Raw genomic sequence first — 26,398 nt, forward strand, 5'->3', positions numbered from 1 at the left:
TCTTTGGTTAAATCACCATTCCGGAGAGCGCCATGACCACGTCCCTGACCCCTGTGACCTTTGCTGCAACTGATCTGGCCGCGATCGGAGAGGCAACCGGGCGTGTCGCCGTCGTCGTCGATCCCGAAGGTCGCATGGGCCAATCGGCACGCCGAGTGAATCGGCTGACCAAGGGGGCGCTGAAACGGTTCGTGGAAAGCGATGCGTTCGCCAAGATGTCTGCGGGCAAGGTCACGACGCTTGCCTGGCCGGTCGGTATGGCCGCGATGGCCGTGGATGTGCTGTGCCTGCCCCGGTCGCATTCCGTGGAAGAGGCGCGCAAGGGGGGCGCCGCGCTGGCGCGGTTGCGCGGCTCTGACGATCTGCTGCTTGCGGCGGACGGGACGCGGCGCATTGCCGAAGTGGCCTTCGGCCTTGCGGCGCGCGGCTACAGCTTTGTCGATCACAAGACCGATGCGGACGCAACGCAGGGTGAGGTCACGATCACCTGCGCCAAACCCGAAGACGCGCAGGCGGCGGCCGTCCCTCTGATGGCGGTGGCCGAGGGCATGTTCTTTACCCGCGATCTGATCAATGCGCCTGCCAATGTGCTGACCACCACCGAATTCGCGGACCAGCTTTCGGCGCTGACGGATCTCGGCCTCAAGGTTGAAATACTGGATGAAGATCAGCTTGCAAAGCTTGGAATGCGCACGCTTTTGTCCGTAGGGCAGGGGTCGGACAGCCCGTCCAAGGTCGTGGTGATGGAATGGAATGGCGGCGGTGACGAAGCACCGCTGGCCCTGGTCGGCAAGGGCGTCGTGTTCGACACGGGCGGCATCAGCCTCAAGCCCGCAGGCGGCATGGAAGACATGACCATGGACATGGGCGGCGCAGGCGTTGTCGCCGGCACGATGAAGGCGCTCGCCACGCGCAAAGCCAAGGCGAATGTCGTCGGTCTGGTCGGGTTGGTCGAAAACATGCCGTCGGGCAATGCCACGCGGCCCGGTGACGTTGTGACGTCAATGAAGGGGGACACGGTCGAAATCATCAACACCGACGCCGAAGGTCGGCTCGTCCTGTGTGATGTGATGTGGTACGCGCAAGAGCGGTTCAAACCCGTCGGCATGATTGATCTGGCGACGCTCACCGGGGCCATCATCATCGGGCTGGGTCATGAGAACGCAGGTGTGTTTTCCAACAACGATGCGTTCTGCAACGCGTTCCTGAAATCGGCGGCCAGCGAGAGTGAAGGCGCGTGGCGCATGCCATTGGGTCAGGCCTATGACGATCTGCTCAAGTCGCGCATTGCGGACATGAAGAATATTGGCGGGCGTGCGGCGGGGTCGGTGACGGCGGCGCAGTTCCTGCAACGGTTCGTCAAGGATGACACGCCGTGGATCCACCTGGATATCGCCGGTGTGGCGTCGGTGAAATCCGACACGATGCTGGCGCCCAAAGGGGCCACCGGGTGGGGCGTTCTGGCGCTGAACCGGCTGGTGGCGGACAATTACGAGGCGGAGTGAGCGCTTGGGCGCGGCCTATTTCTATCACCTGACGCGCCGCCCGCTTGAGGTGGCATTGACCGAGTTGCTGCACGCGGCACGGGGCCGGGACATGCGTGTCGCCGTGCGCGGGCCTGACCTGTCGCGGCTGGCGTGGCTGGATGAAAAACTCTGGCTCACACCCGAGGATGGGTTTTTGCCGCACGGGATGGCCGGGGGCGATCACGATGCGGATCAACCGGTTTTGCTGACCACGGGGGCGGCCAGCAACGGCGCCACGTGCCTGATGTCTGTGGACGGCGCGGAGGTGACGGCGCACGAGGTGGGCACGCTTGACCGGGTTTGCGTGCTCTTTGACGGCAATGACGCGGAGGCGCTGAATGTTGCGCGCGGGCAGTGGAAGGCCCTGACAGGTGCAGGGGCTGCGGCGCAATACTGGTCCGAGGAAAGCGGAAAGTGGGAGAAGAAGGCCGAAAGCGGTTAGCGCATCAGCGTCATCTCGCCCCCGGAAATCTCGATCCTGCCCCAGCGTTGCAGATAGCCCATCCCGAGCAGGGACTGCCGCATCTCACCGCCATTCACCACCGCATAGACATCGCGGTCCTCATAGGGGCCGATGGTGACGGTATCGAGGCGCACGGGTGCGGTGCGCACCTCGCCATTGGCGGTGTTGGCGCGCCCGAGAAAGTTGAGGTTGTCGGGATCAAGGCCCGCGGCCTCGGCGTCCTGGGCGGTCAGCACGATATCGGTCGCGCCGGTGTCCACGACGAAATCTGTCGGTGTGCCGTTGATGTCGAGCGTGAGATAATAATGGCCATCGCGGCTGCGCGGGACGGTCACGGATTCTGCATCGAAACGGGTCTGGTTGACGAAAAGGTCATCCTGAATATCGCCCCAAAGCCCCACCGCCGCGATCACGCCGACAAAGATCAGGACCCAGGTGGCGGCCATTTGCAGGGTCTTGTTCAGGCTCAGCCTGTTGGTCAGCAAAAAGCCCCCTGCCAGGAGGAGGCCAAAGGCGCCGAGATAGATCAGCTGGGCGATGTTGTCGGAACTCATGAGTTCAATATAGGCGCGCGGTGGGGGATGTCAGCCGGGGATGAACCCGAAATCACGCAATCCATCGAGCACGAACTGCACCGAAAGTGCAGCGAGCAACATGCCTAGAAGGCGGGTGACGACGGTAATGCCGGTCTTGCCCAATGCGCGTTCCAGCATCCCGGACGCCAGAAAGAGCAGGAGACAGACACCGAGCACAAGCGCCGTGATCGCCAGCACCAGTGCCAGCCCCTCGGCGCCGGGGACCTGTCCGGTCAGCAGGATGACGGAGGCGATGGAGCCCGGCCCGGCAATGAGCGGGATGGCAAGCGGGAAGACGGACGGGTCGTCGACCGTCTCGGGGCTGTCGCTCTGGTCTTCGCGCCGTTTGGTGCGGCGTTCGAACAGCATGTCGAGCGCGGTGAGAAACAAAAGGATCCCGCCCGCCACGCGAAAGGCGGGCATGGAGATGCCGATAAAGCCCAGCACCGCCTCGCCAAAGAGGGCAAAGAGGATCAGGAGCAGCATGGCGATGCCGCAGGCCCGGAATGCGATGGCGCGGCGGGCGCGCGCGGTCATGCCTTGGGTCAAAGCCACGAAGAGCGGCGCAAGACCCACGGGGTCGATCACCACGAACATGGTCACAAAGGCGGTGATGAGAAAGGCGGTGTCGATCATGCTGTTTCCAAATGGAGCGCCCTGCGGGCGCACGCGATTTATTTTTCTGATGGGGGCTCTGCCCCCAAACCCCCGTGGTATTTTCAGCCAGAAGAAGATCAGGCGCGTTCGGCGTTTTCCAGTTTTTCCATGTCCTGCATCCAGAGGGTTTCGGCGCGTTCGAGGGCCCCCATGACTTCGGCGTATTTCTTTTGCCAGACCTCCATTTCGCCGAGATTGGCCGCTTCGTAGAGGTCGGGGTCGGCCAGTTTGTCGGCCAGTTTGTCGCGCATCTGGTTGAGTTTTTCGAGGCGGGCTTCGGATTTGCGCACCTCGGAGCGCAGGGCGAGGATCGCGTCGCGGGAGGGTTTTTTGGGCTTTGGCGTGTCGGGTTTGGTGGGTTTTGGCGGTTTGCCATCGCTGAGCAGGAGCTGGCGGTAGCTTTCGAGGTCGTCCTCATAGGGTTTGACGGTGCCGTCCGAGACCAGCCAGAGCCGGTCTGCGACCAGTTCCAGCAGGTGCATGTCGTGGCTCACCAGGATGACCGCGCCGGTGTAGTTGGTCAGCGCCTCAACCAGCGCCTCGCGGGACTCAATATCGAGGTGGTTGGTGGGTTCGTCGAGGATGAGCATGTGGGGGGCGTCGAGCGTGGCCAGCAGCAGCGACAGACGTGCCTTTTGCCCGCCCGACAGCTTGCCCACCACCGTTTCGGCCTGCTCTGACATCAGGCCAAAGCCGGACAGGCGGGCGCGCCATTTGGCGGGGCCTTCTTGGGGGCGTTCGCGGCGCAGGTGATCGAGCGGGGTTTCATCGACGTGCAGTTCGTCCACCTGATGTTGGGCGAAATAGCCGATGCGGAGTTTGGAGCTGCGCGTGATCTTGCCGGAGAGTTTCGGGAGCCGGTCGCTCAGCAGTTTGGACAAGGTCGATTTGCCCATCCCGTTGCGGCCCAGCAGGGCGATGCGGTCATCCTGATCGATGCGCAGGTTAAGGCGCTGGAGCACGGTGGTGTCGCCATATCCGGTGGCCGCCCCGTCGAGGTGGACGATGGGCGGCGACAGTTCTTCGGGGTTGGGAAAGTCGAACCGTTTCAGCCCGGCCTCTTGCGGCGTGGTGATGGGTTGCATGCGGGACAGGGCCTTGAGGCGCGATTGCGCCTGCTTGGCCTTGTCGGCCTTGTAGCGGAACCGGTCCACATAGGATTGCAGGTGGGCGCGGCGGGCCTCCTGTTTCTTGGACATGGCTGCGGCCAGCGCCAGCCGTTCGGCGCGTTGCCGCGCGAATTGATCATAGGGGCCGGAATAGTAGGTCAGCTTGCGGTCTTCGAGATGCAGGATGCTGCCCACGGCGCGGTTCAGAAGGCCGCGGTCGTGGCTGATGATGATGACCGTATGCGGGTACTTGGCGAGGTAGGCTTCGAGCCAGAGCGCCCCTTCGAGGTCGAGATAGTTGGTGGGCTCATCGAGCAGCAGCAGGTCGGGTTGCGAAAACAGCACCGCGGCCAGCGCCACGCGCATGCGCCAGCCACCAGAGAAATCGGAACAGGGGCGCGCCTGTGCCTCGGTGTCAAAGCCCAGGCCCTTGAGAATGGTGGCGGCGCGTGCCTCGGCCGACCAGGCGTCAATATCGGCGAGCCGCGTCTGGATCTCGGCGATGCAGGCGGGGTCGTCTGACGTCTCAGCCAGAAGCGCCGCGCGTTCCGTGTCCGCCGCGAGCACCGTGTCGAGCAGGCTGACATCGCTGGCGGGCGCTTCCTGGGCCACGCCACCAATCCGGGCGCGCGCGGGCAGGGACAATGACCCCGATTCCAACGCCAGCTCCCCCCGGATCAGGCGAAAGAGCGTGGTTTTGCCCGTGCCGTTGCGCCCGACGAGGCCCACTTTGTGACCTTCGGGAATGACCGCACTGGCCCCGTCAAAAAGCGGCCGGCCCGCAATGGCATAGGTGATGTCGTTGATCCGCAGCATGGCGCTGCCCTAGCAGAGCGGATCGGCGCGCGCCAGATCAGTCGTAGCGCGCCCAGAACACGAGCACATCCGACGGCGTTTCTGCCACGTGCACAAGGAAGTATCCCACCGAACTTTCGATGCGGCAGATGTCTTCGCTGCATTTCGACCGGTCCGCATCAACAACGATGGCGTCCGAGGCGCAGCCTTCGCGTGTTGCCAGGACCCGGCTTGCCGCGATGGCAAAGTTCAGGTCACCGGCATCGCCTTCAATGTCCGTGTCCGCAAAAATCGCGGCTGCGGCATTGCGGGACAAATTGTTGGACAGCATCACGTCACAGGAGGGCGATTGCGCCGCGGCCATGGACGGCACTGCAAATGTGAAAAACAGGGCGGGGTAAAAAATGCGGGTCATGAAAATCTCCGGGTTTGGTAATGGCGACAGTGGGTATGTTTTCCCGCGACACGTCAACCGCAGATTGCACTGGCGTTCCGGGAAAATCGGCAACGTACAATGGTCTTTTCTTGTCTGAAATCGCGTGATATCGCGGCGCCGAAACGGATTGGGCCGTGTTGGCCCATATGACCTGAAAGGACGACCCATGGCTCTCGAGCGCACGTTTTCGATCATCAAACCCGATGCCACACGCCGCAACCTGACCGGCGCCATCAACGCCAAGTTCGAAGCAGCGGGCCTGCGCATCGTTGCGCAAAAGCGCATGCACCTGACCAAGGCGCAAGCGGGCGTGTTCTACGCTGTGCATGCGGAGCGTCCGTTCTATGACGAGCTGTGCGAATTCATGGCGTCCGCACCGATCGTTGCGCAGGTTCTCGAAGGCGAGAACGCGATTGCCAAGAACCGCGAAGTGATGGGCGCCACAAACCCGGCTGACGCGGCCGAGGGCACGATCCGCGCCGAGTTTGCCGAGAGCGTTGGTGAAAACTCGGTGCACGGGTCGGACGCGCCCGAGACCGCAGCCGTAGAGATCGCGTATTTCTTCTCCGGCCTGGAACTGGTCGGCTAAAGACTATCGCCTCAGGAAAAAGATTGGCCGCGTGCGGGATCCCGCGCGCGGCCTTTTTCGTGGCGTGCGTACCGAATTACTTGGCAGCGGGTCCGCCGGCACCACCACCACCGCCAGCGGAGGCGCGGCTGTTGGCGGCTTCGATCTGCCGTGTGCTTTGCTGGATCGTGTGTGTGACCTCGTGACCCAAGGCGCCCGTCTGCGCGCCTGCGCCAAAGCTGACCTTTGATCCTTGGGTAAAGGCGCGTGCGCTCATGTTTTGCGCATAGTCTTTTGCGCCGCGCGACACGAGCACCTTGAGCGCGTCGGCTTCCGACACGCCCATGGATTGAGCGACGGCTTTGACCGCGGCGGCGACGTTTTGACAGTTGGAATTGACGGCCATGGTGAGTTTCTCCGGCATGTGATGGGACAACCGTAACGGCGCGATTGACCAATGCACAGTCAGGAATTCCCTAGCTCAGCGCGCCGCATTCGGGATGCAAATCCAAGCGTCTGGAGCATGTGGCGCAACCGCGCGCTCAAGTCGCCTGTGGCGGTCGTGCAAAAATGGGAGTGGCGGAGAGACAGGGATTCGAACCCTGGGTGGGCTTGCACCCACAACGGTTTTCGAGACCGCCCCGTTCGACCACTCCGGCACCTCTCCGCGGGGGTCTGGTGGGCAGCGTTTAGTGCCAAGCCGTGCCTGAGGCAAGGCGGTTTTTGCCTGTTAACGCTTTCACAAGGATTTTGATGGACGCCGCTGCGTTTTGGCATACGGTTTAACGAAACCTTAACGACGCTGTTCTTGGAAGGATCATCATGCACGCCGTGCGATTTGTTGCTGTATCTGTTGTCTTTGCCCTCACTTTGCTGGTCATGCCGCGTGCCGGGGAGGCGGCGGACCGCGCCAAGCTGGAGGCGTTTCTGGAAGTGACCGGCTTTGACGTCGCATTGGAAAGCATCCGGCTGTCGGCCAGCTCTGCGCCGGAGATGCTGGGGTTGCAGGCCGAAGACTTTGGTTCGGAGTGGACGCGGCTCTCCGGTGAGGTGTTCGAGACGGACGTGATGCATGACCTCGCGCTCGACATCCTCGAAGAAACGCTCAGCGACGATCTGCTGACCCATGCGTCGGAATTCTACGCCTCTGATCTGGGGCAACGGCTGGTGGTGGCGGAAAACGCGTCGCACATGTCCGAAGAAGACGATCTGAAATCCGAAAGCGGAGAGGCGATCATTGCGGGCCTGGCCCGCATCGACAGTCCGCGGCTCGACTATCTTGTGCGCATGAACGACGCCTCCGACAGCGCAGGCGTTGCGGTGCGGGCCATCCAGGAGGTGCAGGTGCGGTTCCTCATGGCCGCCGCAGGGGCGGGCGTGATCGAACTGCAGCTTGAAGAAGCGGACCTGCGCGAGCTGTTGTCCCGCGATGTCGAGGTGCTGGAGCAGAGCATTTCCGAAGGGGCGATGACCGGTGCGGCCTATACCTACCAGTCCTTCTCCGACGAAGAAGTGCTGGAATATGTCGAAGCGCTGGAGCATCCGAAAATGCGCGAGGTCTATAACCTGATGAATGCCGTGCAATACGAGATCATGGCCAACCGGTTCGAAGCGCTCGCCGTGGCGATGCAGGACCTGCAACCCAGTCAGGAGCTTTAAATGATGCGCCACGCCCTTTTTGCAGCGTTACTTTGGTGCATTGCGGTCCCGGTGCAGGCCGACGGCGTGGCCAACCGGCTTTTTGATGCGATGGGGTTGCCCGGTCTGATTTCGGCCTTTGCCGAGGATGGGCGCCAGTCGATGCAGGCGATTGACCGCAACTTCCTTGGCGGGGACGGCGGCGACGTCTTTTACGAGACCGCGCGGCGTCTTTATGACCCGGCGCGGATGGAGGCCGAGCTGCGCACCAGCTTTGCCGCGCAGGTGGACCCGGCGGATGCCGAACAGGCGCTGGTGTTTTTCGACAGTGCTCAGGGACAGGACATCGTCCGCCTCGAGGTGGAGGCCCGCGCGGCCATCGTGGACGAGAGCGTCGAGGCGGCGGTGCGTGCGCAGGCGTCCAACGCCAACGACGCGGTGCTGCGCTTGCTTGAGGTGCGCGACCTCGTGGCGGTGAACACCGATATCGCGGTGGCGGCCCGGCTGGCCTTTTTCGACGGTCTGTTGGCCGCGGCGCCGGGCATGGATGTGCCGGACGTGGACGGCCAGCGCGCCGCGATCGAGGACGAGACACGTGCGTGGATCACCGGGTACTATATGCTTGTCGGGTCCGCACTTGAGGCCAATGCCCTCGACACCTATGCCGCGTTTTGGGAAACCGATGTGGGGCAGGGGGTGGATGCCGCCCTGAGCACGGCATTCGAAGAGAGCTATGTCGCGCTGTCCTATGGTTTGGGGCAGGTTGTCGGACGGTTGTTGCCGCAGAACGATCTTTAATGCGGGCGGCCCTTGACTTGGGGGCGTGATCCGCACATAAGCCCGCATCTCTGCCAGCCCTGCGCTGGCGGTTTTTGATTCAACATCGTCCCGATCCGGGGGCGCGCTGTTCGAGGCGGCACTTCAACCACAGGGTTGGGGCCACAACACCGGGGAACCGGGGCCACAGGACGCGGCAGACAAAGGAACGACATATGTTCGCGGTTCTCAAAACCGGCGGCAAACAGTACAAAGTTCAATCGGGCGACACGCTCCGCGTTGAAAAACTGGCCGCAAATGCAGGTGACAAAGTCCAATTCAACCACGTGCTGATGATCGGGGGCGACGCGCCTCAGGTGGGCAGCCCCGTGGTCGAGGATGCAGGCGTTCAGGCCGAAGTCATCGAACAGATCAAAGGCCCCAAGACGATCAACTTCGTCAAGCGGCGCCGGAAGCATTCGTCCAAGCGGACGAAGGGCCACCGCCAGCAGCTGACGCTGGTGCGTATCACCGACATCCTCGCCAAGGGCGCGGGCAAGTCGGGCGTGATGGCGGCCGAGAACGGCGCTGGTTTCGGCATCGCGGCCGTTGCCGCGGCCGCCGCTCCGAAGAAAGCCAAGAAGGCCGAGGCCCCCAAAGCCGAAGCGCCCAAGGCCGAAGAGAAGAAAGCCGCACCCAAGAAAGCCGCCAAGGCAGACGCCGGTGCAGACGATCTCAAGGAGCTGTCGGGCGTGGGCCCCGCACTGGAGAAGAAGCTGCACGAAAACGGTGTGACCACCTTCGCGCAGATCGCAGCATGGACGCCCGAGGATGTGGCTGATATGGACGAGAAACTGTCTTTCAAAGGCCGGATCGAGCGTGAAGGCTGGATCGCACAGGCCCAAGAAAAGACCAAAGGCTAAGGAGAGAGACGCATGGCACATAAAAAAGCAGGCGGTTCATCCCGGAACGGTCGCGACTCCGCGGGCCGTCGCCTCGGCGTGAAATTGTATGGTGGTCAATCGGCCATCCCCGGCAACATCATCGTGCGCCAGCGCGGGACCAAGTTCTGGCCCGGCGAAGGCGTCGGCATGGGCAAGGACCACACGATCTTTGCAACTGTTGATGGCGCTGTGACCTTCCACAAAGGTCTCAAGAACCGCACGTTTATTTCGGTCCTCCCGGTGGCGGAGGCCGCTGAATAAGCCGTACCCGAATAGGTTTTGACAAAATCAGGGATCGGCGGAAACGCCGGTCCCTTTTTCGTTTCCGCCTCCCGCAAAAGCGAGGACGGTCTGATGACAGACCAAATAATCACCGAACGGCTGACCCTGCGCCCTTACCGCGCAGACGATGCGCAGGACGTGGCGACCCTGATCGGCGATTTCGCCGTCTCCAAATGGCTGACCCGCGTGCCGTACCCTTACACACAGGCGGACGCGCTTGCGTTCATTGAGCGGAACGCGGGCACCCCCTTTGTCTACGCTGTGACACGGGACGGCGTCCTGATCGGGTGCGTGTCGATCATGGGGGCGGATTTGGGGTATTGGTATGGTGTGCCCTATTGGGGGCAGGGATACGCCACAGAGGCCGCGTGCGCCGCGGTTGACGCGTATTTCGCGACCGAGGCTGAACCGCTCGGCTCCGGCTATCTCGACGGCAATGCCGGATCGAAACGCGTGCTTGAAAAGCTCGGGTTCACCGCGAACGGCATGATCCAGAGCGATTGCCTGGCGCGGCAGGCCAAAGTCGTGAACCACCGCATGATCCTGTGCCGCGAGACATGGGCGGCCGCCGCATGAGCACGCATGACAAACCCGTCCTCACCGGTGCCCGCATCACCTTGCGCGATGTGCAACCCGGGGATGAGGACGCGCGGCTCGCGCTTGGCAACACGCCCGAGATCATCGCCATGTTTGGCGGCGACCCGGCGCAGGTGCGTGACATCACCCGCCACGCCGCCGAAGCATGGGTCGAAGCGCAGCGCAGCGAACCGTACGCCTGGATCATTGAGGCGGCGGGCGCGATGCTTGGGGCCATTCGCCTGCACACGGTCAACCCCGCCGACAAGCGGGCGCAGATCGCGATCGGCATTCTGGACACGTCGGCCTTGGGCAAGGGCTTGGGGACCGAGGCGATGCAGGTACTGGCCGCACATGCGTTCGACACGATGGGCCTGCACCGGTTGGGCTGCCGCGTGCTGGACTTCAACACACGCGCCATCGCCGCCTATGAAAAGGTCGGCTTCAAGGTCGAAGGGCGCGAACGCGAATCCGCGCTGATCGGCGCGGATTGGCATGATGATCTGATGATGGGTCTGCTGGACCGCGATCTGGTGCGCCTGTCATGAGTGTCGCGGCCCTGTCCTTTGCGATTTTCGCAGCGAGCCAGGTGGGCACGCCCGGTCCCGCCAATATGGCGCTCCTGGCGACAGGGGCACGCTTTGGCTTTCGCCGCGCCCTGCCTTTCGTGGCGGGCGTGGCTCTGGGCAAACAATTCATCATCTGGCCCGTGGGCTTTGGCCTGATGGAGCTGGCCGACCGCGCACCTTGGGTGTTCCAGACGCTCAAATGGGTGTCAGCGGCCTATATCATCTGGCTTGCGTGGAAGGTCGCAAACCTGCGCCTTGCCACGGGCGGTGACGCACAGGCCCCGGGCTTTGCCGCAGGGCTCATCGTGCACCCGCTCAACCCCAAGGCATGGGCGATGATCGTGGCCGGGTTCACCGGCTTTGTTGCCCCCGGCACCGACCCCTTGATCGCCACCGCCACCATCGGCGGCATACTGCTTGGTGCGCAGGTCCTGCTGCACCCGATCTGGACACTGGCCGGTGACCGTATCGCGCGCACCCTCGCAGGAACGCCGATGGAACCTTATCTGATGTATACCCTTGCGGCGCTCACCGTCGCATCGGTCCTGTTTGTTCTGTTCGGAGGAGGGACATGACAATGGAAATGGAAAAGATCGTGACACAAGCGGTGATCGAAACCGAACGGTTCGACCTGCGCCCCGTGCGCAAATCCGACATGGGGCTTATCGAGATGTGCACCGGTGATCCACGCGTCGCCCGCATGACGCCCTCCATTCCGCATCCCGTGCCACCGGGCATGACGGAGGCCTTTGTCACGCGCGCCATGGCGGACGATCGCGATATGGATGTGTGGATCATGGACGGCCTCAAATCCGACCGGGCCGAGGTGATGGGGTTGATCTCGCTCACCCGCATGGACCGCAACCAGTCCGAGGTCAGCTATTGGGTAGCGCCGCATTTCTGGAACACCGGCCTTGCCTCCGACGCGGTCGAAGCGCTGGTGAACGCGAACCCGATGGACAACGCCACCATGTTCGCTTCAGTGTTTCAGGACAACCCGGCCTCGGCGCGCGTGCTCACCCATTGCGGGTTCCAGTATCTGGGCGATGCCGAGGTGTTCTGCGTGGCGCGCGACGCCACCGTTCCAACCTGGACTTACAGCCGGTCGCACTGACGGCAACACTGATGGGCATACCGGCGGGCCTATCCCCGTCTCTGTTCCAAAAAAATCCCGGGGGGGCGCGGCACGCGCGGGGGCAGAGCCCCCAACCCCCGTTTCCATCCCGCACGACTTCGCCTAAGAGCACGACATGAAATTTCTTGATCTGACCAAAGTTTACATCCGCTCGGGCGCGGGCGGGAACGGATGCATTTCCTTCCGGCGCGAGAAGTATATCGAATATGGCGGCCCCGATGGCGGCGATGGCGGCAAGGGCGGGTCGGTCATCGCCGAAGCCGTGGACGGCCTCAACACGCTGATCGATTTCCGCTACCAACAGCACTTTTTTGCCAAGAACGGCGTGCCCGGCATGGGGCGCCAGCGCACCGGGGCGGATGGCGATGACATCGTGCTCAAGGTGCCCGCGGGCACCGAAATCCTCGATGAGGATCAGGAAACGGTGATTGCCGACCTGGTCAATGTCGGCGACCGGGTGGAGCTCGCACGCGGCGGCAATGGTGGCTGGGGCAACCTGCATTTCAAATCCGCCACCAATCAGGCCCCGCGCCGCGCCAATCCGGGCCAGGAGGGCGTGGAACGCACGCTCTGGCTGCGGCTCAAGCTGATTGCCGATGTGGGCCTTCTCGGTCTGCCCAATGCGGGCAAATCTACCTTCCTCGCTGCCACATCCAACGCGCGCCCCAAAATCGCGGATTACCCGTTCACGACCCTGCACCCGAACCTGGGCGTGGTCGGCGTGGACAATACCGAATTTGTCGTGGCCGACATTCCCGGCCTGATCGAAGGCGCTTCCGAAGGGCGCGGTCTCGGTGATCTGTTCCTGGGCCATGTGGAACGCTGTGCGGTGCTGCTGCATCTCGTGGACGGCACATCCGAAACCGTCGGCGATGACTACGCCACCATCATCGGCGAACTTGAAGCCTACGGCGGCGCACTGGCCGACAAACCCCGCGTGACCGTGCTCAACAAGGTCGACGCGCTTGATGATGACGCTCGCGCAGCGGCGCGCGCCGAACTGGAAGAGGCCTGCGGCAGCCCTGTGATGGAAATGTCCGGCGTCTCCCGCACGGGCGTCACGGAGGTGCTGCGCGCCCTGCGTGCCCAGATCGACGATGACCGACTGCGCCACCGCCCCGCCGAGGAGGCCCAACCGTGGCGTCCCTGACCGATGCGCGACGGCTGGTGGTCAAGATCGGCTCGGCCCTGCTGGTTGATCGTGACACCGGCACGTTGCGCAAGGATTGGCTCGAAGGGCTGGCGCAGGACGTGGCCTGGCTGACCGCGTCCGGGTGCCAGGTTGTGCTGGTCTCCTCCGGCTCCATCGCTCTGGGCCGCGGCATCCTCGACCTGCCAGCCGCTGACCTTGCGCTCGAACAATCCCAGGCCGCCGCCGCCGTGGGCCAGATCCGCCTGGCCCGCGCCTACGAAGAGGCACTGGCCCCCCACGGGATCACCACGGCGCAGGTGCTCATGACGCTGGAAGACAGCCGCGACCGCCGCCGCTACCTCAATTCCCGCGCCACGCTGGAACAGCTTCTGACCCTGAACGCCGTGCCCATCGTCAATGAAAACGACACGGTTGCCACGGATGAAATCCGCTTTGGCGACAACGACCGGCTTGCGGCCCAGATCGCGGCAACCATCGGCGCGGATCAACTGGTTCTGCTGTCGGATGTGGACGGGTTCTACAGCGCCAACCCGAATGACGACCCCTCGGCACAGCGCTACGCCACAATCGACCACATCACGCCGGAGATCGAGGATCAGGCCGGAGATGCCGGCTCCGGTCTTTCCAAGGGCGGGATGAAAACCAAGCTGATGGCCGCGAAAACGGCAACGGCGGCGGGCTGCGCCATGGCCATCTGCCTTGGCTCTGGCATGCGCCCGTTGCAGGCGCTGGAACAGGGCGCCAATGCGACCTGGTTCACCGCCACGCTCGACCCGGCCTCTGCACGCAAACGCTGGATTTCGGCGATGAAGCCTCAGGGCACGCTCACGCTCGACGCCGGTGCCGCACGCGCCCTGGCCCGCGGCAACAGCCTGCTGCCCGCCGGGGTGCAGCAGGTCACAGGCACCTTCGGGCGCGGCGATCCCGTTGCCTTGATGGACAGCGACGGCCACCAGCTCGGCATCGGGCTCACCCGCTACACCGCGCAAGAGGCGCAAAAGATCAAAGGCCACCACAGCGCGCGCATCGAACCCCTGCTGGGCTATCCGGGTCGGGCGGCGCTCATCCACCGGGATGATATGGCGCTTTGATCTTCTTCTGGCTAAAAATACCATCGCCGAAGGCATAAAATCTTCGGCGCACCGCCTGCAAAGGACGCGACAGATGAAAGACTTCGACACGATCCCCGCCTTGATGGCCGACATTGGCACCCGGGCCCGGACCGCCGCTGCGACGCTGGCCTTTGCCAGTGCCGAACGCAAACATGCGGCCCTGATCAGCGCGGCAGAACATGTCTGGCGCAGCCGCGACGCCATTATCGAAGCCAATGGCAAGGATATGGAATTCGGCGCGGCCAAGGGCCTGTCCGATGCCATGATGGACCGGCTGCGGCTGGACGAAGACCGCGTGCGCAGCATTGTTGACGGGTTGCGTGCCGTTGCGGAACAGGCCGATCCGGTGGGCGAAGTGCTGGCCGATTGGGATCAGCCGTCGGGTCTCAACATTCAACGCGTGCGCACCCCTCTGGGCGTGGTGGGCGTCATCTATGAAAGCCGCCCCAATGTCACCGCGGATGCCGGGGCGCTCTGTCTCAAGGCGGGCAATGCCGTGATCCTGCGCGGCGGCTCCGAAAGCTTCCACTCGTCACAGGCGATCCACGCCGCGTTGCAAGCGGGCCTGCGCGATGCCAACCTGCCCGAAGACGCGATCCAGCTGGTGCCGACCCGCGACCGCGCCGCCGTCAGCGAGATGCTGACCATGACCGACACGATCGACGTGATCGTACCGCGCGGTGGCAAGGGGCTTGTCGGGTTGGTCCAGCGTGAGGCCCGCGTGCCCGTCTTTGCCCACCTCGAGGGCATCGTGCACATTTATGTCGACAAGGCCGCGGACCCGGAAAAGGTGCTCAGCGTCGTGCTGAATGCCAAGACACGGCGGACGGGCATCTGCGGCGCGGCGGAGTGCCTGTTGATCCACGCAGATGTGGCAGACACGATCGGGCAGGGCGTTGTGCGGGCGTTGATGGATGCGGGCGTGCGGGTGCATGCGGATGTGGGTCTGCAAACACTGGACGGTGTTCTGGCCGCGACGGATGCGGATTGGGGGCGCGAATACCTCGATATGGATATTGCCGCGCGGATCGTGCCCGACATCGACGCAGCCATTGCCCATATCCGCCAATACGGCTCGAACCACACCGATTGCATCCTCACCGAAGATGACGCGGCGGTCGCGCAGTTCTTTCGCGAGCTTGACAGCGCCATCCTGATGCACAACGCCTCGACACAGTTTGCCGATGGGGGCGAATTTGGCATGGGTGCGGAGATCGGCATTGCCACGGGCAAGATGCACGCGCGCGGGCCCGTTGGGGCGGCACAGTTGACCAGCTTCAAATATCTGGTGCGTGGTTCGGGAACGGTGCGCGCCTAGAGCAGAACTGCAAAAATCTGGATCGCACAACCTGGCCTGAAATCAAGGATTTCAAAAGGTTAAGTGGTGCGCGATGGTGCTGGTTACGTGCATGTCGCTCAAAACGACAGGCGCAGGCGATCGGTCTCCATCGCATATTGCACGCGGCGGCCCGCATCCTCGGCGTGATGGTGCAGCAGCGCAAATTGCACATGCGCCGGGGCCAGATCTTCGGCATCGCCCGTGCCCAGCCGCGCCCAAAGATCGGCGTCGAACCCGAATTTCTCCGCCGTGCCCGTGAAAGACCAACTGTCAGCGGCGCACGATATCTCGACCCGGCCGCCGTAGGGCATCGCCGTTTCAAAGCATTGCAAGCCCAGAAACGCCATGCGCACCGCCCAGCGGGGTTGCGGGTCCAGCGGGCCATAGGCCACGTCGAGCCGCCCGCCTTTCATGTTGTCGTTCAGGATCGACACCACTTCGGCGCGGCCCACGGGCTGCGCGCCCGCCGCACCATAGGCCATCCGGAAAAAGCGGATGCGGGCGCTGGCATTGCCGACGCTTTCGGAAATCAGCTCCATCTCCGGGCCATCCCCGCCGCCGGACATGTTCAGCAATTCCAGCCCGTTGTTGATCGCGCCAATTGGCGATATCAGGTCGTGACAGATGCGGCTGCCGATCAGCGCCGTAAGATTGACGTTACTCTGGCCCATGATGCCTCTCGGAGAGCAGTTGAACGATGGAAGATCTCAATGCCATTCTGGCTCCCGGAATGTTGGTTCGCCACCCCGACCATTCGGAATGGGGCATCGGTCAGGTACAAAGCAACATCGCCGCAAAAATAACCGTCAATTTCCCCGATGCAGGCAAAGTGGTGATCGACGGAAGGCGTGTCGCCCTCACGCCGGTCTTCGATGCCTGAACATCCTTTCCGAAGTGTTAACGCATTGCAACCGTAGGGGGAAAGTTGGAATATTTCCTACCGTATGCGGATTTCTGCCGATAGATCACCGCCCATGAGCCTGACCCACACGCCCGAATTTCGTGTCGCGATGCAGACATCCGATGCGGACCTGACCGCCGCGCTTGCGCTGCGCTATGACGTGTTTGTCCGCGAGCTTGGCGGGCAGGGCGGTTTGGTGGACCACGATGCGGGCCTCGAACGTGACAGTTTCGATGACTACTTTGACCACATGCTTTTGTGGGATGATGCGGTGGGCCGGGTTGTGGGGGTGTACCGGATGTTGCGTGCCGAACGGGCGCGCGCGGCGGGCCAGTATTACTCCGAAGACGAATATGACCTGAGTGCGCTGCATGCGACGGGGCGGAACCTGTTGGAGCTGGGGCGGTCCTGCGTGCACGCGGATTACCGCGGTGGACCGGCGATGTATCACCTGTGGAACGGGTTGGCGGATTACGTCGCACAGCACGAGATCGACATTCTGTTTGGCGTTGCCTCCTTTCACGGAACGGATGTGGCGGCGCTGGCGCAGCCGCTGTCGCTGCTCCACCATCGGCATCTGGCGCCCGCGCATCTGCGCACGCAGGCGCGCGCGCCGCACGGTGTGCCCATGAACATGGTGGCCGAGGCGGATGTGGACCGACGGGCGGCGATGGTCCAGGTGCCCGCGCTGATCAAGGCGTATCTGCGCCTGGGCGGTGTGGTGGGCGAGGGCGCGTTTGTGGATCACGCGTTCAATACGACCGATGTGTGCCTGATCATGGATATCGGTGCGATGCCGAAGCGGCAGCAGCGCATCTATGGAGCGGCAACATGACTGTGACCTGGGACGGAGATTTGCCGCCCCCGCCGGCTCCGACAGGCCTGTCGGGCTGGCTGCGCATTGTCGTGCGGGCCGGGTTGATGGTGATCACCATCCTGCTGGGTTTGCTGGTGCTGTTGCCCCTGCGGGTGGTTGAGGCGCCGCTGCACGGGTTGCACCGGCCCTGGACGCCGTGGATCACACAAGCGGTGTGCCGGTTGTGCCTTGTGTGGATGGGGCTTGGGTTTCACCGGACGGGCCGACCGATGCAGGGGCGGGGTGCGATTGTGGCGAACCATTCCAGCTGGCTCGATATCTTTGTACTGAATGCGTCGGACCGGGTACATTTTGTGTCGAAGGCGGAGGTGTCGGGCTGGCCGGGCATCGGGCTCTTGGCGCGCGCGACGGGCACGTTGTTCATTGCGCGCGATCCGCGGCAGGCCAAGGTGCAGACACAGCTGTTCGAGGAACGGTTGCTGGCGGGGCAGCGGCTCTTGTTCTTTCCCGAAGGCACAAGCACGGACGGCCTGCGGGTGTTGCCGTTCAAGACGACACTTTTCGCCCCGTTCTTTGCGCCGGGGCTGCGCGAGACATTGGCCGTACAGCCGGTGACCGTTGTCTATCACGCGCCGGTTGGGGCGGCGGATGCGCGGACCTATGGCTGGTGGGGGGACATGAGTTTTGGATCACACTTGTTGTCCACCCTTGCGCTGCCGCGGCAGGGCCGGGTCGAGGTCATGTACCACCCAGCCTTGCCCGCAGCGCAGATGGAAGACCGCAAAGCGCTTGCGGCAGAGGCGCAGGCGGCGGTGCGTGGCGGGCACAGCCTGTGTTCAGATGGGGTGCGTGATCCAAAGGACGCCTGACGGCGACGCCATTTTTATATTGGGGGCCAGCCCCCAAACAAAGCCCTATTGGGGGCCAGCCCCCAAACACCGCACAATTGGGGGCCAGCCCCCAAACCCCCGGGATTTTCTGGAACAGAGACAGGCATCGGGTCGCGTCTTCAGGTTCTGCCGGGGTGACAAGGTTTTGGGCGTGGGTGAGGGGGTTGCCAAGGGGGGATGGGTGGCGTACACGGCGCGCATTCCGCAGTTCGAGGCGGGCTGATGGGGGAGACATCCCCAAAGGTCCACCGGTTGGCGTGTTCGCGCTGATACCCCGGACGAGGCGAAAACCGGAAAAAGGATACCGACCATGGCTCTTCCCGAGTTCTCCATGCGTCAGCTGCTGGAAGCTGGCGTTCACTTTGGCCACCAAACACAGCGCTGGAACCCCCGCATGTCGCCGTTCATCTATGGCGCGCGCAATGGCATCCACATCATGGACCTCACACAGACGGTTCCGATGCTGGACCAGGCGCTGCAAGCGGTGCGGGACACCGTTGCAAAAGGCGGCCGCGTTCTGTTCGTGGGCACCAAGCGTCAGGCGGCACAGCCCGTCGCCGAAGCCGCAGAGAAATGCGCGCAGTATTACATGAACCACCGCTGGCTCGGTGGCACGCTGACCAACTGGCAGACCGTGTCCCAGTCGATCAACCGTCTGAAGTCGATTGACGAACAGGCAGCACAAGGGTTCGAAGGCCTGACCAAGAAAGAGCGTCTTGGTATGGAGCGCGATCAGGGCAAGCTGCAGGCATCGCTGGGCGGCATTCGCGAAATGGGCGGTCGTCCCGACCTGCTGTTCGTGATCGACGTGCGCAAGGAAGCGCTGGCCGTGGCAGAAGCCAACAAGCTGGGCATTCCGGTTGTGGCCGTTGTTGACACCAACTGTTCGCCGGATGGTGTGGATTACATCATCCCCGGCAACGATGACGCGGCACGTGCCATCGCGCTGTATTGCGATCTGGCGGCCCGTGCGGCGCTGGACGGCATGAGCGCGCAACTGGGTGCGGCTGGTGTGGATCTGGGTGAAATGGAAGGCACGCTTGAAGAAGAAGTGCTGACCGAAGAGGCGCCCGCCACAGCAGAGGCCCCCGCAGCCGCAGCCGAAAGTTGAGGCCCGCCCGGGGTCCCTGACATTCCTGCGGCGGGAGAGGTCCCGCCGCACTGACACGCATTTGAGGAGAGCCGAGAGATGGCAATCACAGCAGCAATGGTCAAAGAACTGCGCGACAGCACCGGCGCAGGCATGATGGACGCCAAGAAGGCGTTGACCGAAACAGATGGCGACATGGAAGCAGCGGTGGACTGGCTGCGCACCAAAGGCCTTGCAAAGGCCGCCAAGAAATCGGGCCGTACCGCCGCAGAAGGCCTCGTGGCCGTGGTTGTGGATGGTGGCACCGGTGTCGCGGTCGAAGTGAACTCGGAAACCGACTTTGTCGGTAAGAACGCTGAATTCCAGGAGATGGTGTCGGGAATCGCCACCGCAGCACTGGGCGTCGACGATGTGGACGCGCTGGTCGCAGCGGACATGGGCGGCAAATCGGTGGCGGATGTCGTGACCGACAAGATCGCAACCATTGGTGAAAACATGTCGGTGCGCCGCATGGCCAAGCTGTCTGGCGGCACCGTGGTGTCCTATGTCCACAACGCGGCCACCGCTGGCATGGGCAAGATCGGCGTTCTGGTTGCCATGGACGGCGGCGACGAAGGCTTTGGCAAGCAGGTTGCGATGCACATCGCGGCCGTGAACCCTGCCGCCCTGTCCGAAGCGGACATGGACCCCGCCGTGGTCGAGAAGGAAAAGCAAGTGCAGATGGACATTGCGCGCGAAAGCGGCAAGCCGGAGCAGGTCATCGAGAAGATGATCGTGGGTCGGATGAAGAAATTCGTCGCCGAATCCACGCTGCTGAACCAGCAATTCGTTGTGAACCCTGACCTCACGGTCGAGGCGGCAGCGAAAGAAGCCGGTGCAACGATCACTGGGTTCGCCCGTCTTGAAGTGGGCGAAGGCATCGAGGTCGAAAAAGAAGACTTCGCCGCCGAAGTTGCGAAAGCAGCGCAGGGGTAATCCCCCTCCACATATGCTAATCTGGAACGGCGCGCCCCTGTCTGGCGCGCCGTTTTGCGTTTTGGAGGGGCAATGCTGGATGTGGGCGACGGGCACCGCTTGTGGTTCGAACAGGCCGGGCAGGGCGTCGATGCGCTGGTGTTGCATGGCGGGCCGGGGTCGGGGTGCAGGCCGGGGCATTATGATCTGTTTGATCTGTCCCGCTACCGGGTGACGCTTCTGGATCAGCGCGGCTGCGGGCGCAGCACGCCTTGGGCCGGTGATGATCTGCGCGCGCTTGAGGCCAATACGACGGCGCATCTGATTGCGGATATCGAAACGCTGCGCGTGCATCTCGGAGTTGAGCGGTGGGTGGTGTTTGGCGGATCGTGGGGGTCGACCCTCGCGATGGCCTATGCGCAAGCGCATGCCCACCGGGTCCGGTCCTTGGTGCTGGCCGGGGTGGCCACGACGCAGGCGCGGGATTTGCGGTGGCTTTACGGAGACGTCGGCAACATGTTTCCCGAGGCGTTCGCAGCCTTTGCGGGTCATGTGCCCGAGGCGGCTCCGCTGCCAGAAGATACGCCCGAACGCATTGCCGCCTATGCCGCGCGCTTGCGGGACCCAGACCGGGCACAGGCCGCCGCAGATGCGTGGTGCACATGGGAGGCGGCCATTTTCGGCGGTGACATCCATGGGCCGGGGTCACGCTATGCGGATCCGGCGTTCCGCCTCGGCTTTGCGCGGATCGTCACGCATTACTTCGCCAATGGGGCATGGATGCCGGAGGGTGCTTTGCACCGGAACCTCCACCGTATCGCGCACATCCCGTGCCACATGATCCACAGCCGGTTCGATCCGTCCTGCCCTTTGCGCGCGGCATGGGAGCTTGATCGCGCATGGCCCGCCGCCAGTTTGGAAATCCTCGGCGGGCATGTGCATTCGGCGTTAGAGCCCGATATGGCCGCCGCCATCCGGCGGGCAACAGACAACGCTATTTCGTGAAATCAGCGGGACCGCGTTTGGGGTCGCGATCCCGCCTTTGATTGCGCCCTCACGCCACGGGGATGAGACAGCGGACGCGGTGTCCGGCCGACATGCCGAGAAATAGGCATACCGACCGGTACGGGTAGAACCCGCAAGGACCGGAGGGCCACCAAAATCTCAGTGGTTCAGGTCCAAAGTTCCCTGGCCAAAGCCACCACTCACGGAACGCTCACAGGTTCGCGATTTTCGTGGAAATCGGGAAGTCGGGGATTCCTTACCTGCGCTGCAAACCGGTCTTGCAGGATGCGGTCGCACCGATCAGATCGGCAGAAATCCGCCTGTTGCCCGGCGTATCGGTGCGGCGGTCAGGCTTCGAGGATGAACATCTGGTTGGCAAAGGCCGCCTTGAGCACGGCTTGCGCGGTGGTTTCCACCGCCAAAGCCTCGCGCGCGAGGCGCAGGTGCTTTTCCACGGTGGCCGAGGTCAGGCCCATCAGAACTGCAATATCTTGCATCGTCTTGCCATCCCCCACCCATTCCAGCGCTTCCCGCTGGCGCCGCGTCAGGACCCGCTTGGGCGAAACGTAGGGCAGGGTAAGGATTTTTAGATGTGCAATATTGTTCATCAACTGGATATCGTTGCCGTGTTCGTCCCACACGGCATCAATTTCGTCCTGACTCATCCCCTCGCGTGCGGTCAGGGCGATGGCCCCTGCGGACCGGGCCGAGATGGATTTGAAGCTGATCGTGTAGCCCGCCTTGACCCCCATCGACGCATTGGACGCCAGCACGCGCATCTCTGCCGGGGTCAGCGTGCCGGATTCGCGCATGTCGGCAATCACGCTCCAACTACAAACACCTTCATTGGCGAGCGCCCAATTGACCATCGGCGCATGAAGATAGTGCTGTTCACCTATGAAAACATTCATATAATCTTGATTGTGGTTTGTCAGGATCACAAAGTCTTCGGGATCACCCAGGGATGTGCCCGACCGGTAATGGGTAAAGCCATAGATCAGGCGATCAAACCCGAATTCCGCCATTTTGGCCGTGTGCGCCTCCCACAGATCCTGAACGGACTGATAGTTCGCCAACCTGTGCAGGTAGCTTTTCATCCGGTCTCCCCCAAATGACCAATGATCGCATCCAGCGCCAGTCTATACCCAGCCGCACCAAAGCCGCAAATCATACCAACCGCAACGGGAGCAATCATGCTGTGATGGCGAAAGCTCTCCCGCGCGTGGATGTTGCTGAGGTGCAGCTCGACCGTGGGGACAGCGGTGCCCGCAATCGCATCGCGCAGAGCAATGGACGTGTGCGTGTAGGCGCCCGCATTCAGGACGATGCCGTCATGGGTGCCGCGCGCGGCGTGGATCGCATCGACCAAGGCACCTTCGTGGTTGGATTGGGCGCATGTGACCGTCACGCCCCGTTCGGTGCCATAGGTTGTCACGTCTGCCTCGACCTCGGCCAGTGTCGTGGCCCCGTAAATCGTCGGTTCCCGCAGGCCGAGAAGGTTCAGATTGGGGCCGTTCAGCACGAGGATCGAAAGCATGATGATAATTCCTTTTGTCGTCCGAGTGTTAGCGGGCCGGGACGGGGTCTGTCCAGTGTTGCCTCAGGGCGTCTCGAACAGGATCAGCGCCAGCCAAACCGCGGCAAGCGCGGGTTTGTCGCCGCCTTCAATCTCGATCCGCAAGTCCACGCTACGCATCAGCCCGTCATCGCCTCTCGGGGCGACATCGATCAGGGTGAAATGCCCGCGTATGCGATCACCGGGCCGCACGGGTGCCAGAAACCGCAGCCGGTTAAAGCCATAGTTGATCGACATTGCCTGCCCCGGCAGGTCCTCGAAACAGTCGTAATCGAACCGGCTGGCAAGGCTTAGCGTGAGGAACCCGTGCGCAACCGTCCCGCCGAGCGGTGTGGCCGCGGCGCGTGCGGGATCGATGTGGATGAACTGATCATCTGCGGTCACATCGGCAAAGCGGTCAATCATGCCTTGCGTGACCGTGATCCAGCGGGACGGGGCGATGTCCTGACCCACTTGCGTGCGCAGATCGGCAAGCGCGGTGTCGCGAGCAGTCATGGGTCGGGGCCCACGCGCACCATGCGCTTGCCCGTGTTGTCACCGCCCAGCAGACCAATGAGCGCACCCGGCGCATGTTCCAGCCCATCCACGACATCCTCTGTCACCGTGATCTGGCCGCTGCTCACCCATGATTGCAGCGCGCGCAGGGCCTTTGCATCCTCGCGCGCGAAATCCATGACGATGAACCCTTCCATCCGCAGCCGCTTGACCACCAGCGCACCCGGCAGGTTGCGTGGCCCGGTGGGCGTGGTGGTGTCATACTGGCTGATCGCGCCGCAACAGACGATGCGCCCGCGTTCGTTCATCAGGCCAAGGACGCTTTCGAGAATGTCGCCGCCCACATTGTCGAAATACACGTCCACCCCATCCGGGCACGCGGCGCGCTGCGCCTTGAACACGCCGCGCGCGCGGTAATCGATACAGGCGTCAAACCCCAGCGTTTCAGTCACGTGCGCGCATTTCTCCGGTCCGCCGGCGATGCCCACGACGCGGCAGCCCAATGCTTTGCCAATCTGACCCACATAGCCACCGACAGACCCCGCCGCCGCCGACACAACGATGGTCTCTCCGGCCACGGGCGTGCCGATCTGCATCAGCCCGTGAAACGCCGTCTTGCCCGCGATGCCGTAGACGCTCAGCAGATGGGTCAGGGGACGTATGTCGGGCAGCTTTTGCACCTTGTGCGCCGGACGCACCACGTGATCGGCCCACACCGCTTCTGCCGCCACCAGATCACCGGGCGCGAGCCGGGGCGATGCGCTCTCCATCACTTCGCAGATGGCATAGGTGGGCATGGGATCGCCCGGACGCACCGCGTCGCGATAGGTCGCACCCTGAAGCCAACTGCGGTTGGCGGCATCAATGCTCATCAGCACCACGCGCAGCAGCACGTCGCCGGGGCCGCATTGCGGTGTCTCGACCTCCTGCAGCGCAAAGTGCTCCGGGCCGAGGCGTCCCTGGGGCAGGGCGGTCACGATGATCTGTCTGGTCATGCAGTGTCCCCCAAGGTCAGGACGATCTTGCCCATCGCCTCACGGTTTGCGACCCGCGACAGCGCCTGCGCCGCGTCACGCATGTCAAACCGTTCCGATATGCGCGGGGCAATCGCGCCCTTGGCATAAAGCGCCAGCAGGTCGGCGACATTTGCCCGATGGCCTCCGGGCTCCCGGTGGATCGCAGCCCCCCAGAACACGCCGACGATCTGGCAGGATTTCAGCAAGGTCAGGTTCAGCGGGATCGACGGAATGCCCGCCGGAAACCCGACCACAAGGTATCGACCACCCCATGCCATCGACCGGATCACGGGTTCCGCATAGGCGCCGCCCACCGCGTCATAGGCGACATCGACGCCACCCGGCCCCGCCAGCCGCTTGATCTCCGCACTGAGCGCCTTTTGCGCGTCCCGGTCCATGTCGCGCGGATAGATCAGCGTCTCATCCGCGCCCAGCGACCGGCAAAACTCCGCCTTGTCCTCGGAGCTGACAGCGGCGATCACGCGCGCACCCGCCGCCTTGCCCAGCTCAATCGCCGCTGCGCCGACGCCGCCCGCCGCCCCAAGGATGAGCAGCGTCTCACCCGCGGCCAGATGCCCGCGATCCTTCAACGCATAATGCGACGTGCCATAGGTGAACAGAAAACAGGCCGCCGCATCAAAGGGCATGGCATCCGGGATCGGCACACAGGCCGCGGCAGGCGTGCACAGATGTGTTGCAAATCCGCCGTACGCTGTCATGGCAAGGACACGCGTCCCCACCGCCGGATGTGTGACACCATCGCCCACAGCCTCCACCACGCCCGCAACCTCGCCACCGGGCGCAAAGGGGCGGGGTGGCTTGATCTGGTACAGGTCGCGTATGATCAGCGTGTCTGGGAAATTCACACCGGCCGCGGCGACCGCAATCCGCACCTCGCCTTTCTTCGGTTCGGGCAGGGGCAGCTCGGCCCACTCCAGTGTTTCCGGCCCGCCCGGTTCACGGCTCAGCATGGCGTGCATCGCGCGCCTCCCTTATTGTGACGTAACGACACGGGGTGCAGACCGCGCGCCTTTGCGCGCATCCTGCGACCCAACAGGCGGCCCTGTAAAGCCGCCCCAACCGCGACGTGACGGCAGCACGCGCATCGGAAAGGATGAGGAATGGACCCCAAGACACTGTTTTCGCTGGAAGGTAAGGTGGCACTGGTCACAGGTGGGGCCACGGGGATCGGGCGCATGGCGGCAACGGGGCTGGTCATGGCGGGCGCGCGCGTCCTGATCGCCAGCCGCAAGGAAGCGGCCTGCGTCGAAGCGGCCGAGGCGCTCAACGCGCTTGGCGCGCCCGGCAGCGCCGAAGGGTTTGCCGCCGATCTCAGCTCCGAAGACGGCATCACCGCGCTGGTCGCAGAGGTCGGCGCACGCACGGACGCGCTGCACATCCTGATGAACAATTCCGGTGTCACCTGGGGCGCACCCATGGGCCAGTTCCCCCATGCCGCCTGGGAAAAGGTGATGAACGTCAACGTCGCCGCCCTCTTTCACCTCACCCAGGCGCTGCTGCCCACCCTGATCGCCACCGGCACTGCGGACGACCCCGCGCGGGTGGTCAATGTAGGCTCTGTGATGGGTGAGGCGGCATTGGGCGACGGTGCCTACAGCTATGCCGCGTCCAAGGCCGCCGTGCTGCATCTCACCAAGATCATGGCCAAGGAGCTCGCCCCGCACAACATCACCGTGAACGCGCTGGCCCCCGGACCGTTCGTGAGCAAGATGACCGCCTTTGCCACCGCCGACGAAGATACCCGTGCAAAGGTCGGCGCAGATGTCCCCCTGGGCCGCGTGGGCCGGGACGAGGACATCGCCGGCTGCATGCAGTTTCTCTGCGGCATGGGGGGCGCTTACCTCACCGGTGCGGTCTTGCCCGTGTCCGGTGGCATTCAGGTCATGTCCGGTCCCAACCTCTTTCGCGCCGCCTTTGAGAGTTGACGTCGCCGCCGATCCCTCTTCATCTTGCCAGATAAACTCCGGGGTCCGGGGCAGCGCCCCGGTCCGGACCTCACC

At 63.5% G+C, this 26,398-nt stretch carries 32 protein-coding genes and 1 tRNA gene; 21 read left to right on the plus strand and 12 right to left on the minus strand.

Annotated features, from left to right (window positions below):
• Window positions 1-32: 32 nt before the first annotated feature.
• Entirely contained in the window at window positions 33-1,505 is a 1,473-nt protein-coding gene (locus ACERHN_RS18280; RefSeq protein ID WP_415920446.1) for a leucyl aminopeptidase, read from the plus strand.
• A gap of 4 nt (window positions 1,506-1,509) precedes the next feature.
• Window positions 1,510-1,968, plus strand: coding sequence for a DNA polymerase III subunit chi (locus ACERHN_RS18285; RefSeq protein ID WP_415920447.1), 459 nt, complete (start codon window positions 1,510-1,512; stop codon window positions 1,966-1,968).
• On the opposite strand, the gene ACERHN_RS18290 is transcribed toward ACERHN_RS18285, so the two are convergent.
• The 4 genes from ACERHN_RS18290 to ACERHN_RS18305 all read right to left on the minus strand — a co-directional run bounded on the left by ACERHN_RS18290 (window position 1,965) and on the right by ACERHN_RS18305 (window position 5,540).
• Window positions 1,965-2,543, minus strand: a complete 579-nt coding sequence (locus ACERHN_RS18290; RefSeq protein WP_415920448.1) for a TIGR02281 family clan AA aspartic protease — start codon at window positions 2,541-2,543, stop codon at window positions 1,965-1,967. The two genes, ACERHN_RS18285 and ACERHN_RS18290, sit on opposite strands and share 4 nt — an antisense overlap.
• Window positions 2,544-2,573: 30 nt before the next feature.
• Window positions 2,574-3,200: a MarC family protein gene (locus tag ACERHN_RS18295; RefSeq protein WP_415920449.1), complete on the minus strand. Its 627-nt coding sequence runs from the start codon at window positions 3,198-3,200 to the stop codon at window positions 2,574-2,576.
• A gap of 98 nt (window positions 3,201-3,298) precedes the next feature.
• A complete protein-coding gene (locus tag ACERHN_RS18300) occupies window positions 3,299-5,146 on the minus strand; it encodes an ABC-F family ATP-binding cassette domain-containing protein (protein WP_415920450.1) in 1,848 nt (615 codons plus the stop codon).
• A gap of 37 nt (window positions 5,147-5,183) precedes the next feature.
• Window positions 5,184-5,540 carry a hypothetical protein gene (locus ACERHN_RS18305; RefSeq protein WP_415922800.1) on the minus strand — a complete coding sequence of 119 codons (357 nt, stop codon included), beginning with the start codon at window positions 5,538-5,540 and terminating at the stop codon, window positions 5,184-5,186.
• A gap of 187 nt (window positions 5,541-5,727) precedes the next feature.
• On the opposite strand from ACERHN_RS18305, the gene ndk reads away from it, so the two are divergent.
• A complete protein-coding gene (gene ndk / locus ACERHN_RS18310) occupies window positions 5,728-6,150 on the plus strand; it encodes a nucleoside-diphosphate kinase (protein ID WP_415920451.1) in 423 nt (140 codons plus the stop codon).
• Between the two features lie 76 nt (window positions 6,151-6,226).
• Here the strand turns inward: ndk and ACERHN_RS18315 are convergent, their stop codons facing one another.
• Window positions 6,227-6,553 carry a DUF4157 domain-containing protein gene (locus tag ACERHN_RS18315; protein ID WP_415920452.1) on the minus strand — a complete coding sequence of 109 codons (327 nt, stop codon included), beginning with the start codon at window positions 6,551-6,553 and terminating at the stop codon, window positions 6,227-6,229.
• A gap of 153 nt (window positions 6,554-6,706) precedes the next feature.
• Window positions 6,707-6,796: transfer RNA gene (locus tag ACERHN_RS18320), tRNA-Ser, on the minus strand.
• A gap of 155 nt (window positions 6,797-6,951) precedes the next feature.
• Here ACERHN_RS18320 and ACERHN_RS18325 point away from each other — a divergent pair.
• The 11 genes from ACERHN_RS18325 (at window position 6,952) to ACERHN_RS18375 (ending at window position 15,612) form a co-directional block, all read left to right on the plus strand.
• The gene (locus ACERHN_RS18325) at window positions 6,952-7,788 is read left to right on the plus strand and encodes a DUF2059 domain-containing protein (protein ID WP_415920453.1); all 837 of its coding nucleotides are present in this window, start codon (window positions 6,952-6,954) and stop codon (window positions 7,786-7,788) included.
• Entirely contained in the window at window positions 7,789-8,565 is a 777-nt protein-coding gene (locus tag ACERHN_RS18330; RefSeq protein ID WP_415920454.1) for a hypothetical protein, read from the plus strand.
• A gap of 194 nt (window positions 8,566-8,759) precedes the next feature.
• Complete coding sequence (locus ACERHN_RS18335; protein ID WP_415920455.1) at window positions 8,760-9,446, plus strand: 50S ribosomal protein L21; 687 nt, start codon at window positions 8,760-8,762, stop codon at window positions 9,444-9,446.
• A gap of 12 nt (window positions 9,447-9,458) precedes the next feature.
• Complete coding sequence (gene rpmA / locus ACERHN_RS18340; protein ID WP_415920456.1) at window positions 9,459-9,728, plus strand: 50S ribosomal protein L27; 270 nt, start codon at window positions 9,459-9,461, stop codon at window positions 9,726-9,728.
• A 93-nt stretch (window positions 9,729-9,821) separates the two neighbouring features.
• Window positions 9,822-10,325 (plus strand): GNAT family N-acetyltransferase, encoded by a 504-nt coding sequence (locus ACERHN_RS18345; RefSeq protein ID WP_415920457.1) that lies wholly within the window; start codon window positions 9,822-9,824, stop codon window positions 10,323-10,325.
• Window positions 10,322-10,873, plus strand: a complete 552-nt coding sequence (locus ACERHN_RS18350) for a GNAT family N-acetyltransferase (RefSeq protein ID WP_415920458.1) — start codon at window positions 10,322-10,324, stop codon at window positions 10,871-10,873. Before ACERHN_RS18345 ends, ACERHN_RS18350 begins: the two co-directional genes overlap by 4 nt.
• Window positions 10,870-11,469, plus strand: a complete 600-nt coding sequence (locus tag ACERHN_RS18355) for a LysE family translocator (protein ID WP_415920459.1) — start codon at window positions 10,870-10,872, stop codon at window positions 11,467-11,469. Before ACERHN_RS18350 ends, ACERHN_RS18355 begins: the two co-directional genes overlap by 4 nt.
• A 2-nt stretch (window positions 11,470-11,471) precedes the next feature.
• Window positions 11,472-12,008, plus strand: coding sequence for a GNAT family N-acetyltransferase (locus ACERHN_RS18360; protein WP_415922768.1), 537 nt, complete (start codon window positions 11,472-11,474; stop codon window positions 12,006-12,008).
• 136 nt (window positions 12,009-12,144) lie between these two features.
• Window positions 12,145-13,179: a GTPase ObgE gene (obgE, locus tag ACERHN_RS18365; RefSeq protein WP_415920460.1), complete on the plus strand. Its 1,035-nt coding sequence runs from the start codon at window positions 12,145-12,147 to the stop codon at window positions 13,177-13,179.
• Window positions 13,167-14,273 (plus strand): glutamate 5-kinase, encoded by a 1,107-nt coding sequence (gene proB, locus ACERHN_RS18370; protein ID WP_415920461.1) that lies wholly within the window; start codon window positions 13,167-13,169, stop codon window positions 14,271-14,273. The genes obgE and proB overlap by 13 nt, the downstream gene beginning before the upstream one ends.
• Before the next feature lie 73 nt (window positions 14,274-14,346).
• Window positions 14,347-15,612: a glutamate-5-semialdehyde dehydrogenase gene (locus tag ACERHN_RS18375; RefSeq protein ID WP_415920462.1), complete on the plus strand. Its 1,266-nt coding sequence runs from the start codon at window positions 14,347-14,349 to the stop codon at window positions 15,610-15,612.
• Window positions 15,613-15,710: 98 nt separating this feature from the next.
• Here ACERHN_RS18375 and ACERHN_RS18380 read toward each other — a convergent pair whose 3' ends face one another.
• Window positions 15,711-16,304, minus strand: a complete 594-nt coding sequence (locus ACERHN_RS18380; protein WP_415920463.1) for a histidine phosphotransferase family protein — start codon at window positions 16,302-16,304, stop codon at window positions 15,711-15,713.
• Between the two features lie 26 nt (window positions 16,305-16,330).
• Here ACERHN_RS18380 and ACERHN_RS18385 point away from each other — a divergent pair, with 26 nt between their 5' ends.
• From ACERHN_RS18385 to pip, 6 genes are all read left to right on the plus strand, one after another.
• Window positions 16,331-16,513, plus strand: a complete 183-nt coding sequence (locus ACERHN_RS18385) for a DUF3553 domain-containing protein (protein WP_415920464.1) — start codon at window positions 16,331-16,333, stop codon at window positions 16,511-16,513.
• Between the two features lie 94 nt (window positions 16,514-16,607).
• Window positions 16,608-17,369: a GNAT family N-acetyltransferase gene (locus ACERHN_RS18390; protein WP_415920465.1), complete on the plus strand. Its 762-nt coding sequence runs from the start codon at window positions 16,608-16,610 to the stop codon at window positions 17,367-17,369.
• Window positions 17,366-18,220: a lysophospholipid acyltransferase family protein gene (locus tag ACERHN_RS18395; RefSeq protein ID WP_415920466.1), complete on the plus strand. Its 855-nt coding sequence runs from the start codon at window positions 17,366-17,368 to the stop codon at window positions 18,218-18,220. Before ACERHN_RS18390 ends, ACERHN_RS18395 begins: the two co-directional genes overlap by 4 nt.
• Window positions 18,221-18,551: 331 nt before the next feature.
• A complete protein-coding gene (rpsB, locus tag ACERHN_RS18400; RefSeq protein ID WP_415920467.1) occupies window positions 18,552-19,352 on the plus strand; it encodes a 30S ribosomal protein S2 in 801 nt (266 codons plus the stop codon).
• 78 nt (window positions 19,353-19,430) lie between these two features.
• A complete protein-coding gene (tsf, locus tag ACERHN_RS18405; RefSeq protein WP_415920468.1) occupies window positions 19,431-20,306 on the plus strand; it encodes a translation elongation factor Ts in 876 nt (291 codons plus the stop codon).
• Between the two features lie 72 nt (window positions 20,307-20,378).
• Complete coding sequence (gene pip / locus ACERHN_RS18410; RefSeq protein WP_415920469.1) at window positions 20,379-21,290, plus strand: prolyl aminopeptidase; 912 nt, start codon at window positions 20,379-20,381, stop codon at window positions 21,288-21,290.
• Between the two features lie 347 nt (window positions 21,291-21,637).
• On the opposite strand, the gene ACERHN_RS18415 is transcribed toward pip, so the two are convergent.
• The 5 genes from ACERHN_RS18415 to ACERHN_RS18435 all read right to left on the minus strand — a co-directional run bounded on the left by ACERHN_RS18415 (window position 21,638) and on the right by ACERHN_RS18435 (window position 25,357).
• Entirely contained in the window at window positions 21,638-22,387 is a 750-nt protein-coding gene (locus ACERHN_RS18415) for a helix-turn-helix transcriptional regulator (RefSeq protein ID WP_415920470.1), read from the minus strand.
• Complete coding sequence (gene aroQ / locus ACERHN_RS18420) at window positions 22,384-22,827, minus strand: type II 3-dehydroquinate dehydratase (RefSeq protein WP_415920471.1); 444 nt, start codon at window positions 22,825-22,827, stop codon at window positions 22,384-22,386. The genes ACERHN_RS18415 and aroQ overlap by 4 nt, the downstream gene beginning before the upstream one ends.
• Before the next feature lie 63 nt (window positions 22,828-22,890).
• A complete protein-coding gene (locus ACERHN_RS18425) occupies window positions 22,891-23,361 on the minus strand; it encodes a MaoC family dehydratase (protein WP_415920472.1) in 471 nt (156 codons plus the stop codon).
• Window positions 23,358-24,356 (minus strand): NADP-dependent oxidoreductase, encoded by a 999-nt coding sequence (locus ACERHN_RS18430; protein ID WP_415920473.1) that lies wholly within the window; start codon window positions 24,354-24,356, stop codon window positions 23,358-23,360. Before ACERHN_RS18430 ends, ACERHN_RS18425 begins: the two co-directional genes overlap by 4 nt.
• Window positions 24,353-25,357, minus strand: a complete 1,005-nt coding sequence (locus ACERHN_RS18435; RefSeq protein ID WP_415920474.1) for an NADPH:quinone oxidoreductase family protein — start codon at window positions 25,355-25,357, stop codon at window positions 24,353-24,355. The genes ACERHN_RS18430 and ACERHN_RS18435 overlap by 4 nt, the downstream gene beginning before the upstream one ends.
• 141 nt (window positions 25,358-25,498) lie before the next feature.
• On the opposite strand from ACERHN_RS18435, the gene ACERHN_RS18440 reads away from it, so the two are divergent.
• Window positions 25,499-26,323, plus strand: coding sequence for an SDR family NAD(P)-dependent oxidoreductase (locus ACERHN_RS18440; protein WP_415920475.1), 825 nt, complete (start codon window positions 25,499-25,501; stop codon window positions 26,321-26,323).
• The last annotated feature ends 75 nt before the right edge of the window (window positions 26,324-26,398 follow it).

The sequence above is a fragment of the Tateyamaria rhodophyticola genome, from assembly GCF_047777875.1.
GTDB lineage: Bacteria > Pseudomonadota > Alphaproteobacteria > Rhodobacterales > Rhodobacteraceae > Tateyamaria.